Annotated in this window: 11 protein-coding genes; 9 read left to right on the top strand and 2 right to left on the bottom strand. The window is 48.7% G+C overall.

Features of this window, described 5'->3' with window-relative positions; genetic code table 11:
• Position 1 precedes the first annotated feature (1 nt).
• From JT719_RS04370 to JT719_RS04350, 5 genes are all read left to right on the top strand, one after another.
• Positions 2 to 490, top strand: a complete 489-nt coding sequence (locus JT719_RS04370) for a hypothetical protein (RefSeq protein WP_207431276.1) — start codon at positions 2 to 4, stop codon at positions 488 to 490.
• 393 nt (positions 491 to 883) lie between these two features.
• Entirely contained in the window at positions 884 to 1,468 is a 585-nt protein-coding gene (locus JT719_RS04365) for an RDD family protein (RefSeq protein ID WP_207431275.1), read from the top strand.
• 416 nt (positions 1,469 to 1,884) lie between these two features.
• The gene (locus tag JT719_RS04360; RefSeq protein ID WP_207431274.1) at positions 1,885 to 2,388 is read left to right on the top strand and encodes a cupin domain-containing protein; all 504 of its coding nucleotides are present in this window, start codon (positions 1,885 to 1,887) and stop codon (positions 2,386 to 2,388) included.
• A gap of 552 nt (positions 2,389 to 2,940) precedes the next feature.
• On the top strand, positions 2,941 to 4,599 hold the full coding sequence (gene glgP, locus JT719_RS04355; protein ID WP_207431273.1) for an alpha-glucan family phosphorylase: 1,659 nt from the start codon (positions 2,941 to 2,943) through the stop codon (positions 4,597 to 4,599).
• Between the two features lie 279 nt (positions 4,600 to 4,878).
• Entirely contained in the window at positions 4,879 to 6,105 is a 1,227-nt protein-coding gene (locus JT719_RS04350; protein WP_207431272.1) for a Bcr/CflA family multidrug efflux MFS transporter, read from the top strand.
• 77 nt (positions 6,106 to 6,182) lie between these two features.
• On the opposite strand, the gene xrtN is transcribed toward JT719_RS04350, so the two are convergent.
• Together xrtN and JT719_RS04340 are read right to left on the bottom strand one after the other, a co-directional pair.
• Complete coding sequence (gene xrtN, locus JT719_RS04345) at positions 6,183 to 7,565, bottom strand: exosortase N (RefSeq protein ID WP_207431271.1); 1,383 nt, start codon at positions 7,563 to 7,565, stop codon at positions 6,183 to 6,185.
• Entirely contained in the window at positions 7,562 to 10,105 is a 2,544-nt protein-coding gene (locus tag JT719_RS04340) for an XrtN system VIT domain-containing protein (protein ID WP_207431270.1), read from the bottom strand. Before JT719_RS04340 ends, xrtN begins: the two co-directional genes overlap by 4 nt.
• 722 nt (positions 10,106 to 10,827) lie before the next feature.
• On the opposite strand from JT719_RS04340, the gene JT719_RS04335 reads away from it, so the two are divergent.
• The 4 genes from JT719_RS04335 to JT719_RS04320 are packed head-to-tail and all read left to right on the top strand — an operon-like array spanning position 10,828 to position 13,191.
• The gene (locus JT719_RS04335; protein ID WP_207431269.1) at positions 10,828 to 11,475 is read left to right on the top strand and encodes a hypothetical protein; all 648 of its coding nucleotides are present in this window, start codon (positions 10,828 to 10,830) and stop codon (positions 11,473 to 11,475) included.
• Entirely contained in the window at positions 11,462 to 12,784 is a 1,323-nt protein-coding gene (locus JT719_RS04330; protein ID WP_207431268.1) for a DUF4178 domain-containing protein, read from the top strand. The genes JT719_RS04335 and JT719_RS04330 overlap by 14 nt, the downstream gene beginning before the upstream one ends.
• Before the next feature lie 9 nt (positions 12,785 to 12,793).
• A complete protein-coding gene (locus JT719_RS04325; RefSeq protein WP_207431267.1) occupies positions 12,794 to 12,967 on the top strand; it encodes a hypothetical protein in 174 nt (57 codons plus the stop codon).
• A 5-nt stretch (positions 12,968 to 12,972) separates the two neighbouring features.
• Positions 12,973 to 13,191: a DUF350 domain-containing protein gene (locus JT719_RS04320; protein ID WP_240337098.1), complete on the top strand. Its 219-nt coding sequence runs from the start codon at positions 12,973 to 12,975 to the stop codon at positions 13,189 to 13,191.
• Positions 13,192 to 13,198: the final 7 nt, after the last annotated feature.

Below are 13,198 nucleotides of genomic sequence, written 5' to 3'. Positions count from 1 at the left end.
TATGGAAAACTATCTACTAGGAATTAGCTGGGATCCATTTGAAGGTATACCTGGTATCTATGTCGCCAACCACCATAAAAGGGGGTACCGTTATTTTTCTACTTACAATAACGCTGTGTCAAAGAAGCATACCATTTTTAGCAGGCTTGCTGAAGGAGGAATGATAGAAAATAAAGGTGATTGGGATTGGCACCATGTAGTAGAAGGTAACCATCTTGCTCCTTTGGTTCCACCAGATAAATTCAATAATCTGTATAACAAAGAATGGCCAACAGTATTAATACACTCAAAAGAAGAGCATAAAGTGTTAAACAGCCTTTTGAGGAGTAAGGGAACATTAGATGGACTTAATAAAAATGGAGGTAAACCACTAAGAAGTGATGAAAGAACAGTGTATATAAGAAGGCTTTATCATAGATATCAAGATATTTATATAGGAGACCCTGTCTTGCAAAAAGTGGCACATAATGTAATAAGAGGTTTCGTTTAATCAGGTAAACAGGAACAGAATGTATTAATTGAAATTAATTTAAAATATTGTTGAGTAGAAATTGTGCTAAATTTAACATCTTCTTGTTTGTATAAATATAGCGAATAAAATTTTATTTACTTGTTGATTAGTATTAATTTGGTTTTTTTAATGACTTGCAATAAGTTACTGATTGCTTATGAATTTGATTTAATATATTCTTTATTGGAATGTTGTTTAATTATGACATGCTGTACTTGTTGTAATTTGCTATAAAAGTGCTTATTGGATAATTATTTAAGCAGATATTGAATTAATCAATTGGAGAAGAAAGGTGCTGGCTTAGTGTTTAAAACTGGCAGGTAAGTGATTGTGTAAAAATAATATTATATATATATAATTAATCTTTCAGCCATGAATAATAAATACTCAGAAGAAGTAACAGCACTGACAGACGAGCAGTTGGTTGAAATGGTAACGGTTCACCGTGATTCTTATGAGCCCTTAGCAGTGGAGGCTGCTAGACTGGAGATTTATAAAAGAAATGGTGATACAGAGAAGGTAGAGGAACTTGAAATGGAAAACTCTTTGCAAGGGATAAGGGCAAGATCAGTTCTTAGATTGGTTAATTTTTTTATTGATCATCTGGCGTTCTACTTTTTATCAATGGTTGTTACAGTTATTATAAACCTATTTTACATGCCGGATTATACAACGGAAGAGTATTCCTCAGAAGAGAAGTTTATTGGTTATTTTTCTTTGGCATTTACTTACTTCTTTTATTATATAGTTTTAGAATACCTATATCAAAAGACAATTGGCAAAGTTCTAACCAGAACAAGTGTAGTGAGTACTACTGGGGAACCACTAACCCTCACCACAGTCATTATAAGAACATTATGCAGATTGATCCCTTTTGAACACTTATCATTCCTGTTTAGTAAAAGTGGTCTTCATGATTCTTTATCGGGTACTTTAGTGGTGAAAGATGTTGAATAAATAAGAGTAAAGGAGTGTCAAGCAGGGGTAACCTAAAAAGAACTTATCAAGACATTACGGTTCTATCCCGAAATTTTGGATACTGGCATAGATACCGGTCCTTGATGCTTATCTTCAAACCCGTATTCTTAGATTTCAGATGTTATATCTTAGGATGATTTTTGGAGCCTAAGCATAGAACAGGTGCCGCTGCTTTTTAAGAGAAAAGTCCATTTACCTACCACCCTCTACATACCATATTTTACCTCACAAGTCCATGCTGGAGCCCTGCCTGCCTGAAAGAATGTGGTTTGGTTAACTTATGCTGAGATATCAATAGTAAGAACCTTTGCTTGTTTTATGGAGTAGTTACAATTTCTTGTAGGTATTCTGGCATTCACTTGTAAATTAGCCTCTGTATCTACAAATGAACCACTATGTCAACAGACAACCAGAAACAAGCGCTATTTCAGGAGATAGAGCAGGAACTTACTGCCAGAGGGTTTAACATCGCCAGCCAGGACCAGACCCGACCTTGGGGCGGTTTTTTTGTGATTGATGAAAACCAGGCCCAGCAATTTGCTGATACCTACTTTGACGGGATTTCGGTGGACGATCTGAGAATCTCCGGTAAACTGAGCCCTAAAATCCTTGTGGTAGCACCTGATAAACGCCTTTCGTGGCAGTACCACCACCGCAGAGCCGAAATCTGGAAAGTTGTAAAGGGAAGAGTGGGGGTAGTGACTAGTCCCACCGATGAGGAAGGCGAACTGCAGAGACTTGAACCCGGAGCTCTGATTACCCTGAAACAATCTGAGCGCCACCGCCTGGTAGGCCTGGATAATTGGGGCGTGCTGGCCGAAATCTGGCAGCACACCGATGCTACCAATCCGTCTAACGAAGACGACATCGTGCGCGTGCAGGATGATTTTGGCCGTTGAGTAGCAGGCAGTCAGTTGCTGCTGCTGGGTAGCACTTTTTAGAATATTAAGTAACTCACCGAATATGGTAGTGTTTTGGGGCTGTTTTCAGATAAATGGCTCCAAAACACTACCTTTTAATTTAATACTAACCTGTATCCCTGCCACAGGGAGACGTTTTGGCTCATCGCTCTTTTAGGACCATGGTAGTATTTGATTCCTGTCATCCAAAATGCTGATGCAAGCAAAAAGGCACTTGCTTCCGGAGAGAAAATGAAGGTAGAATAGACTCTTTCGTTTAAGCAAGTTTCAAGGAAAACAGCCCGAAAATCCACCTTCTTACCTTGCTTGGCAGACATGTAATATCCTATATATTCTGGTTTAAGATAAATATAGCCTTGTTTCTGTTATAAAAATTATTCCTTTTTGTACTTGTTTGTGAGAGAGAATATCCTTAGTATTAATACGTTTTGCTCGCTCTCAGCCAGAAGAGACCAGGATGATTGTCTTGGCTAAATGTGAAGGAGGAGCACTGAAATTAAACTTTCATTCAATTGGTAAAACCAATTCTTTATGGGGAACTACAGCAAATGGTATCATCCGTATACCATTAATGAGAAATACAGTGAACGGGTTGCTTATTTCAGCATGGAATTTGGGATTCACCAGGCCCTTAAAATTTATTCTGGTGGTTTAGGGTACCTGGCCGGATCGCACATGCGCAGTGCCTATGAGCTGCGGCAGAACATGATTGGCATTGGAATCTTGTGGCGCTACGGCTACTATGACCAGGTCCGGACGGATGACCAGTTGATGGGCGTTCAGTTTCAGAAGAAGTATTACACCTTTCTGGAAGACACCGGCATTATGGTGCAGGTCAACATCCACAACAATCCGGTTTGGGTGAAAGCCCTGGTGTTACCGGCAGAGACCTTCGGAACGGTGCCCATGTATTTCCTCACCACCGATATCCCCGAGAACGATTACCTGAGCCGTACTATTACCCACCGGTTGTATGACCCGGAACTGCCCACCCGCATTGCCCAGAGCATTGTGCTGGGGATTGGCGGCGCCAAAGTGGTGGAGACCCTGGGCGGATCGGCCATTTACCACATGAACGAGGCCCATGCCTTGCCGCTGGTGTTCCACCTTTTTGATAAGTACCGCGATCTGCACGAGGTGAAAAAGCGCATGGTGTTCACTACCCACACCCCGGAAAAAGCCGGGAACGAGGAGCACGATGTAGACCTGCTGGCCAAGATGTCATTTTTCGGGGCCTTGCCGGTAGAGGAGGCGAGGCATATCTCGGGCACTTATGGTCCATCACTCAACTATACCCTGGTGGCACTGCGCCTGTCCAAGATTGCCAACGGCGTGTCTAAACTGCACGGCGAGGTTTCCCGCGACATGTGGTACGGCAACGAAGGCATTGCGGAGATCAGATCCATCACCAACGCGCAGAACATCACCTATTGGCAGAACACAAGTCTGCGCCAAGCCCTGGACGCGGAGGATAACGATAAACTGCTGGCGTTGAAGAGAGAGATGAAAAAGCCCCTGTTTGACATTGTGGCTGACCAAACGGGCAAACTCTTCAACCCCGAGGTACTCACCATTGTCTGGGCCCGCCGGTTTGCCGCCTACAAACGCGCCGATCTGCTTCTGTATGACCTGCACCGCTTCTTTGAACTCATCAACCAGGAGGGGCAGCCCGTGCAGGTGATCTGGGCTGGTAAACCGTATCCGTTTGATTTTGGGGCCATCAACATCTTCAACAAACTGATTGATGTCTCGCACCAGAAGAAGAATGTGGCGGTGCTCACCGGGTATGAATTAGACCTTTCGGCGAAGCTGAAACAGGGTGCCGATATCTGGCTGAATACGCCTCGCCGGCCCCGGGAGGCTTCCGGTACCAGCGGGATGACGGCGGCCATGAACGGAGCCATTAACTTCTCGGTGCAGGACGGCTGGATTCCGGAGTTCGGCAAGCACGGGGAGAACAGCTATTTGTTCCCTATTGTGGATACCACGCTGCCAGACTATGAGCAGGACCAGCAGGACTACACCAACATGATGCACATCCTGGAGACCGAGGTGATCCCAACGTATTACCAGAACCGCGAGAAATGGGTCAGCATCATGAAGCAAAGCATGCGCGATGTAGTGGCCTATTTTGGCTCTGAGCGCATGGCCGATGAGTACTATCATCTGCTTTACAAGGAAGGAAAGTAGGAGTCCATCCCTTAAAATAACAAAGATCAGCCGAAGGAGATGCTTGAACCCATCTTTTCCGGCTGATTTTGTTTTATGGTAAAAAGTGCAGGAATCAGGGTGTTGGGAGCTAATCTGGGGTTTCAGGTCTGTTTTCCTGAAAACAGTATAAAAACACTTGATCACCTCAGGTTCAATCGCGTAAGAAGGAGCTAGTTTCACAGAGGGTACTAGGGTAAAGCCATTTTTCCGGGAGTTTGCCCGCTAGAACCGTACCTTTGCCCTCTTTGGCTTACCACTATGACGCGTAAACAATACTTTATCATTATCCTGATACTGGGCTCCCTCTCCACTATCAGCCCCTTTTCCATTGACATGTACTTGCCGGGGTTTCCGGCTATTGCCGAGGACCTCAATACCACCATCTCCAAAGTACAACTTTCCCTTACGGCTTACCTGATCGGTATCTCGGTGGGGCAGCTGCTCTACGGCCCTTTGCTGGACCGGTTCGGGCGGAAGTACCCGCTGTATGCCGGTTTGGGCGTGTACATTGCGGCCTCCATTGGGTGTGCCTTCGCAAATTCAGCTGATACCCTCATTCTGATGCGGTTCCTGCAGGCCATTGGCGGTTGCGCCGGGATGGTGGCCGGTCAGGCCCTGGTGCGCGATTTGTTCCCGATCTCTGAGACCGCCAAAGTTTTCTCCTGGCTGATTCTGGTGATTGCCGTTTCGCCTATGATTGCCCCAACGGTGGGTGGTTATGTAACGGCTGCGTTTGGGTGGCACTCAGTGTTCATTGTGCTGGCGGTAATTACCTTCCTGATTCTGGTGGGCATCTTCTTCGCCCTACCGGAGGGCAAGCAACCCGATCCTACCATGTCGCTCAGGCCCAAGGCGGTGTTGGGCAACTTCTTTACCGTGCTCCGGAATCCTCAGTTCCTGGTGTACACCCTGGTGGGCGGGATCGCCTCGGCGGCCCCTTTTGGCTATATCTCGGGCTCGCCGGATGTGTTCATGAACATCTATAAAGTGAGTGAGCAGGAATACGGCTGGATTTTCGCTATCTTGTCTGTGGCCATGATTGGTTCACCGCAGTTCAACCACCTGCTTTTGCGTAAGCTCAAGAGCGAGCAGATCATCAAGATGGGCCTGGTGTACCAAACGGTGATCGGTGCCCTGATGGTGCTGGGAGTGTATGCCGGCTGGTACGATAAGCTAGGCCTGATCATTGTCCTGTTCCTGTTTCTGTTAGGCCAGGGGCTTACTGCGCCAAACGCCTCGGCGCTGTCTCTGGCTCCTTTCTCAAAGTTTGCGGGGAGCGCCTCGGCACTGGGGGGGAGCTTCCGGATGGGAATCGGGGCCTTGGTTTCCGGGGCGGTAAGTTTGCTGCACAATGGAACGGCTTTGCCCATGGTGGGAGTTATGACTACCTGTACCGTAGTGGGCATCCTGATTTACTTCTTAGGTCAAGGCAGCGCCGCCAGTTACCGGAACGCCGTTCTGGCCGGAACTGCTCAGGAGCTGTAACAGTTTTCTAAGATTTAAAGAAGCCTCTGTTCTGGGTTTGTTTTAACAAAAACAGCCCTGAAACAGAGGCTTCTCCTTTAAGGAAAGGTGAGAAAAGAATATCGTTTTGCTTGTTCCTTTCCCTTGCTTGGTGGGCCTAAAAGTTGTTGAACTTGCCGGTGGAGCTCTTCTTCTGAAGCGGCCGTGACATTTACCAGGTGAAAAGCCGGTTCTCCCTTCGCCATGCGCCAGCGCCAATCTGTTTGCTCAATGGTTTGGTGTTGCCCGTTGTCCATCCACCAGGCAGTAAACAGGAGGTCTTTTCCCTTTGTTAAAGTGCCGGTGTATACCAGGTTGCCAGCAACCATACCAGGCGCGATGTTCTTGAAGAGATAACCACTGCCTTCCCAGCAAATCATGGGGTGATGCTCAGTGGAGTAAAAAGCCCGGATGGGTTTCATGTAAAGCAAAGCCTGCCCGTTGGTGAACTTGTGCACGCCATCTAGCAGGACTTCCTTTTTGAAGCCCGGCACCTGAAGCGGAGCCGCAGCTTGCGGTAAGGGCCGGTTGTGCTGCACCTGGTACCCTGCGGCGGCCACGCAAAGCAAAAGGCTAACTTGCAGCACCACCGCTTTGCCAGAAAATGCTTCTCTGGTGCCAGCAGCGGTTGGCCTGGATGTACTTTTTCGGCCTTGGTTTACTTTCCTGGCCAGGAAAAAGAAGGGGAGAATGGCGTACACAATAAGGCACAGGAGCCCCACGGCATCATGCATGCGGTCCTCTGGGCCAATACGGAGCAGGACCAACACCAAGATCCGGAGGAGATTGCAGATCAGGTTAAGCCCCAGCATGAGCAACAGAAAGGCAAAGAGCAGCCAGTAAGGCCAGGGCTTCTGACTGGTTTTGTGCAGGTGCGCGAGCAGGAAAACGGCTATCATTAACGAGAACGCCAGCATGTTCAACCCCGCGCAGGCCGGGTCAACGGAGAACTCCTCCCCATTCAGCAGAATGATGTTGCCCGCTACATCCACGGTAGAATGTCCAAGGTCTAAGATTGCTGCTGCGGCTTTGGTGAGCTGTAACCGAAGCGGGAAACTCAGGACATCGGCCACGTAGCTGAAGATAGGCGAGGCCACCGTTAACATCAGGAGCGGGTAAATGCCGGATCTGCCCAGAACCGTTTGTATCACCAGCCATAGTACCAGCAGAAAACCCAGGAAGTAGATGGTAGTGATTTGGGAGAAAGCCGAAAGACCCAGCAAAACCGCAATGGACACCAGCAGCAAAGGTGAAAATTTACGCTCGGTTGGTAGGGTGATGAAGGGGAGAAGCGCTATTCCCAGGAGCCACTGCGGGTTCCATAAAAGGTACTGGCGCAGGAATAAACCAGCTACCACCAGATAGCCCGTACCTAGCCCCAGCGCCAGAATAAGGCGCTGGGGTGGTACTGTCTGGGAATTTAGGGCCATTAAACCTCTCATGACAACAACCGAGGTTTTAAAACCGAGATTGAAACCACCAGAATCACAATAAAGATGAGGGCCCATTCATGCGGCTCCGGCACCGCCCCCGAGGATTTCACGCTGGCATTGCCCAGGCTGTTTTTGCTTTCCTCAATGCCAAACCGGTCATAATCGTTCTGGGTTTCCAGCACGATAAGGCTGGAAAGCGGACTCACCACATTGGCCTGGGCAGCTTCGTTGATCAGGTTTTCTTCCAGGTAATCTTTCTGGAAATAGTTAGGGCCAATCTGTTGTAGCAAATGGTTGTAGGCAAACAAACGCATGAGGTGGTCTGGTCCGGCCTGGGAAGAATCTGTGGTAGCAATTTTGGTGATTTTTACCCTGGAACTGGCTAGGACTACCGCCTCTGGGTCTTTGATTGTCTGCTTAAACTGTTTTGTCTGCAGCCTCTGGAGCAGGTCTTCCAGGGTGCCTTCCTCGTATTGCAGCAGACTCAGTTCCTTCAAAGTTTTGATGTACGGTGAAGACTCCTGGCCAACCTGGAAAAACCGGATGGGCGTTTGTTTTGGGGCCGTTTTCCGGAAATCTTCGGCAAAAGCGCTTTCCTTCAGATCGCTCAGGTTAGGAGAGTTGCTGGTGCCTTTGCTGATGAGCAGGGCCTGTTCTGGTTCTTTCACCTGGTGCAGCGGGAAAAGGGAATAGTTCAGTTGTTGCAACTGGCGGAACACCTCCAGGTGGTTTTTCTGGGTGAGTTTGATCATCCCATTCTGATAGGCATAGACTTTGGTGCCTTGCATGGAATTCCAGACAGAAGTGAATTCTCCCTCGGTCCAGGATTTGTTCAAATCCAGGTACACGCGACTAGGTTTGAAGGCTGCGTAAGTGGGCTTGAACTCCTGTAGTTGGTAGGAGTGTCCGTCAAAATGAAAGCCTGCGGTACTGAGCGCGGGTGCGGGGACCTTCACCTTCCAGTCGGGATTGTAACTCCCGTAGCTTTCATATCGGCCTGCGGAAGTCAGCTTAAAATCTGTGGGCAGGCTTGGTGTGAGGGTTGGGTCTTCCATGCGGAGGACGGTGGTTTCTGCTGCGTTTTTGGCCGAAGGTCCGTCAAAGTAAATGTTCTCGTACACCAACTGCCCGTTCTCCAGGCGCAGGGGAGAGGTGACGCCAATCTTGAATTGCCGGGACTCGCGCGGGGTGCACGGGAATACGCGTACGCTTACCGTGTTGCCTTCCTGCCAGTGCACCACAGAGGGGTCTCTTACTTCTACCCCTACCACGGTGGTGTACGCACTGTCGGCTTTGCTTTGGGTGGTGAGATAGCCTTTCTCTTCTTTCCCGTTGATCCAGAGGGAGAGCGAGGTAACCACGCTGCCCTCGGGCAAGTGGAAAGTGAAAATGGCTTCTTCCTCGCCCCAGTTCGTGGGGTTATTGTTGTAAACCGTCAGGATTTTCTCTGTGTAACTCATCCGGTACTGCGGGAACAGCTGGGCCTGCGTAATGACGTTACTGGTGGAGAGATGCTGGCCAGACCAAAGCCGTTCCTGTGCCAGGTGGCGGGCGTTGAACCTGCTTTCCATAATTTTAATGCGCTCTTCCAGGGATAGATCGGGTTTCCGGAAAAGCCGGGTAGCCACCACCACTAATGGATCATGGCGTTGCTGGTCCTCGAACCGCCGATCTGGCATGCTGAATGGATTGAAGGAGTCATCGGCGGTCTGGTACACCAGGTCTGATTGCACAATGCGCTCAAAGATGGGGGTGGAGGGCACCTGCTGGCTTAAGACCACCCACCGGGGCAGTTCTTTTTTGTCCTGCAGTTCATAGGAGTTCATCACCCGGTTTACTTTTTCCAACCCAGATTGCCACAAACTCAGGTAAACCAACGTGAACAGCAGAGTCACCAGAATGCCCGCCAGGAAAGACCGGTTCATGGTCGGGTCTGCCTGTCCCATCCGTTTGCCCGCCACTACCAGGGCAATTGCGGCGCACAAGGGAACAAAGATGTGCAGTCCCAGTCCCAGGGCCAGGGCACCCATCAGACCTACCAGGTAAAACGGGGCAAGATACAGCGCAAAGTAACTGAACAGTACCACGCCGGAACCCAGCAGAAATACCATGACCATTTGTAGGGCTCTGGGGAGCAGGAACCGGAATGAGTAGCAGATCATGGCCACCGAGGTGACTACAAGCCAGCCCGTAAACCAATCCACCGAAGGCGTGAAGAGGCGCATCTCCTTGTTCAGGGCGAAGTCACTGATCAGGCCCAACACCAGAAACAACATAAGCTGGTCTAAACTCTGGGACGGAGCTTTGAACCGGAAAAGTTTTCTGAAGAAAAGAATAAAGAAGTACCCACCGGCAAGGAGATAGTTGAAAAGGAACGTTCCGCCAAAGTCATCCCCGGTCTTCCAGAGCTGCCACTCCTGGAGCAGGAAAATACCATAAGAAATGATAATGCAGCCCAGGCCCATGAGCAGGAGCGGCTTACCAGGCAGGCGTAGAGACAATGGCTCAACTGTGGTTTTGTCTAAAGTACTTTGCGTTTCAAAGTTCATGGATAAAATTTTTTGGTTAAAGATTGGGGGTAGTTTATAAAATGAATAGAGGGTGTGAGTGCTGTTTCAAGGCTTGTTTTCCCATTTCAGAGTCAAAGTATTCGGTAGAGGGCTTTTGGTTCATCTGTTGTTTTCTTTTATAAGATTTTTGTATCTATTAACCTGAGCTGATAACTCGCCAGCTGCTGTTCAGGTATTAATGGGTGCCTTGATCTTTGTCTAATCTTTCCGCCTCAGAACCATTTACCCCAAATTCTCTTCAATCTTCAGGTCTCGGAGGTGAGTGTTTAAAGTACTTTGCGTTTCAAAGTTAGTTGTACTGATTAGATCTGCAATAGGTTTCCTGAAAAAATATTCACTAGGGGCGAATGGTCTTGAAAATTGAGCTTGATATCACTAACCAGTCAGAACTTCGATCTGCGTTTATTGCAAACCCATCAAAGCCATATTTTCAGGCTGAATTATGTGAAATAGCCTATAAACGAGAAACTTATGAAATGTCAAGGTCTGAATAGGCTTTAACGGGGATGCACGAACGCAGAGGAAATGGAGGATAGTCTGGAATAAGGAAGGAAGTAATTACGGAATGAAGCCCTTCGGGGTTTTTCTTTTCATGGTGAGGTTTGTGCTTTTTTTCACATTTTAGTTCTATTTTTAGAAAATCAATTCAAAAACAGCCGAGGTGTCTGTCTACCATCATCGGTTGACCCTATACCGTATTTATGATGACACCCGTGGGCACCCCGTTTCCTTGCCCTTCCTGTAGTGCTCCTTTGGTCTTCAAAACCGATATAAGCCTGGCGCAGGTGTGCCCCACCTGTCTTTCCATAGCCCGGAGAATAAGTGTGGAAGGGGCGCCAATCCAGAAAGCCGAACCGGTGAGAGAGGAGCTCACCATCTTACAGGTTGGAACAACGGGGGTTTACACAAACCAGGCCTTTGAGGTGATTGGTCGCATCCAGTACTTCTTCACCGAAGGCTACCGCAACCACTGGTTCATCTTATACAAAAACGGCAAAACCGGTTGGCTGGGCGACTGGGCCGGTAATTACAGCCTGTTTCAGGAGGGCACCTACACAAGTCTGTTGCCGCTTACCGGTCGTGCGGCAGGAGAGACCCTCAGCATTTCCAAAATATCGCTTGAGATAGAAGTCATTGATAAAGTGAAAGAAATTTACTGGGAAGGAGAGGTGCCGGAGCAAGGCCTGCTGGAGAAAAACTTTACGTCTATTGAGTTATTCAGCACCAATGGCCAGATGGGCCTTCTGCACACCACCGGCAGCGGAACGCCCCATGCCTACCTGGGCAAGTACGTGGAATTACAGGACCTGACACTTCAAAATACCCGCGTGCACCATGAATGGCTTTGAAGTGAAGGAGAAAGGCAAGCTGCCTGCGCTGCCTTTGGAAGCGCTGTGCCCCAACTGCAGGAAACCCATTCAGTTGTACACGTATGCGCAGGCCAAAACCGTAGCCTGTGCTGTGTGCTCGCGCCTCTCAGAGGTGCAGGAAAGGGGATTGGTGCAGATCCAGGCCATAGACAAGGAAAAGCAGGAGCCTCTTATTCCTATCGGGACCGAGGGCCGGATCAAAGGTATCCTGTACAAAGTAGTTGGGTTTCTGGTCTATAAAGAGCAAAATTACAAGTACCGTTGGCGTGAGTATGTGCTTTTCAACCCGGTGCACGGGTATGCCTTCCTGTCTGAGTATGACGGGCACTGGACGTTCTTCCGGTTCATCAGTGATATCTCCAACGGGGCCAAGCGAAACACTGCCTCGCTGCATTATAATGGCTCAGATTTCAAACTGTACAACAAGTACCGCTCGCAGGTATTGTATGCCCAGGGCGAGTTCTTCTGGGAAATCACGAAAGATAACAGTGAATACATAGAGTATGTCTCGCCTCCTTACATGCTCACCCTGAGCGTGAACAAAGTAGAGCAAACCTGGATGCTGGGCGAGCATATGGAGCCTGAAACGGTGCAGGAGACGTTTTCTATTGCCGCCCCCATGCCCTACAAAATAGACGTAGGGGCCGTGGAGCCATTCTCCCAGAACTTCTCGCTAGACTTTGTGTCTAAGATAGCAGGCATTGCGGCCGCCCTGCTGCTGTTGATACAGGTGGTATTGACCATTTTCCACCAAAACAAAGTCCTGCTGGATAAAACCTTTACCGTAACTGAGGAGGCCGGAAGAGTATCCCTTGTGCCGGTTCCCGGGCCCACCGTGGAAATAGGGTCATCCTTCCTGGGTTCCACCAACCTGCAGGTGTTTCTCAGTGCGCCGGTAACCAATACCTGGTTTGCCACCGGTATTTCCTTGCTGAACGTGAAAACCGGTCGCGAATACTATGTGGAGCTGGGAGTGGAGTACTACCACGGGTACGAGGACGGTGAGCATTGGACCGAGGGCGACAGCCGGACAAACCAGATCCTTTCCTCCATTCCGCACGGAACCTACCAGGTGTACCTGCAGCCTTCCCGGGAGACCATGGCGTACGGCACCACCCTGCCCGAGACCTTTGACCTGAAAATGGTGCAGGATGTGCCCATCTGGTCTAATTTCTGGATTACGCTGCTCTTGCTGGCGGCTGTGCCTATTGTTCAAGCCATGCGCCACTATTCCTTTGAAAAGAGCCGTTGGATGAACAGCGATTACTCTCCTTATGCCTCTGAATAACACACGCACATGAGTAAATACATCAAACATATCTTTTTAGGTTACCTGGTGCTGGTGCTTGGCTATTTTACCTACGCCGGGCTTACTGGTACCCGGTTCCTGGGAGACGAAAAAGAAGAATCAGAGACCGGGGGCAGCAGATCCTCCGGCAGCTATAGAAGACATACCTTTTACCACAAATAAAAACTATGGAATCACTCATCAATTACAAGCTGGTGACGGCCTCTTTGCTGTACTCGTTCATTGGCATTGCTATCCTGTTTTTCACTTTCTGGCTGCTGGAGAAAATCACGCCTGAAAACCTCTGGAAGGAGATTCTGGAGAAACAGAACATGGCTCTGGCTGTCATTTTCGCGGCATTTATCATCGCCATTGCCATAATTATAGGGGCATCCGTTCACGGGTAAAAAGAGA

The organism is Sabulibacter ruber (genome assembly GCF_017355955.1).
Lineage (GTDB): Bacteria > Bacteroidota > Bacteroidia > Cytophagales > Hymenobacteraceae > Nibribacter > Nibribacter ruber_A.
This window is presented reverse-complemented; position numbering and strand designations above follow the sequence as displayed.

Bases quoted from the DNA above. Each gene is read 5' to 3' on its own strand.
- JT719_RS04335 (WP_207431269.1), top strand. From the start codon at position 10,828: ATGATGACACCCGTGGGCACCCCGTTTCCTTGCCCTTCCTGTAGTGCT.
- JT719_RS04360 (WP_207431274.1), top strand. From the start codon at position 1,885: ATGTCAACAGACAACCAGAAACAAGCGCTATTTCAGGAGATAGAGCAG.
- JT719_RS04340 (WP_207431270.1), bottom strand. From the start codon at position 10,105: ATGAACTTTGAAACGCAAAGTACTTTAGACAAAACCACAGTTGAGCCA.
- JT719_RS04330 (WP_207431268.1), top strand. From the start codon at position 11,462: ATGAATGGCTTTGAAGTGAAGGAGAAAGGCAAGCTGCCTGCGCTGCCT.
- glgP (WP_207431273.1), top strand. From the start codon at position 2,941: ATGGGGAACTACAGCAAATGGTATCATCCGTATACCATTAATGAGAAA.
- JT719_RS04320 (WP_240337098.1), top strand. From the start codon at position 12,973: ATGGAATCACTCATCAATTACAAGCTGGTGACGGCCTCTTTGCTGTAC.
- xrtN (WP_207431271.1), bottom strand. From the start codon at position 7,565: ATGAGAGGTTTAATGGCCCTAAATTCCCAGACAGTACCACCCCAGCGC.
- JT719_RS04365 (WP_207431275.1), top strand. From the start codon at position 884: ATGAATAATAAATACTCAGAAGAAGTAACAGCACTGACAGACGAGCAG.
- JT719_RS04350 (WP_207431272.1), top strand. From the start codon at position 4,879: ATGACGCGTAAACAATACTTTATCATTATCCTGATACTGGGCTCCCTC.
- JT719_RS04325 (WP_207431267.1), top strand. From the start codon at position 12,794: ATGAGTAAATACATCAAACATATCTTTTTAGGTTACCTGGTGCTGGTG.
- JT719_RS04370 (WP_207431276.1), top strand. From the start codon at position 2: ATGGAAAACTATCTACTAGGAATTAGCTGGGATCCATTTGAAGGTATA.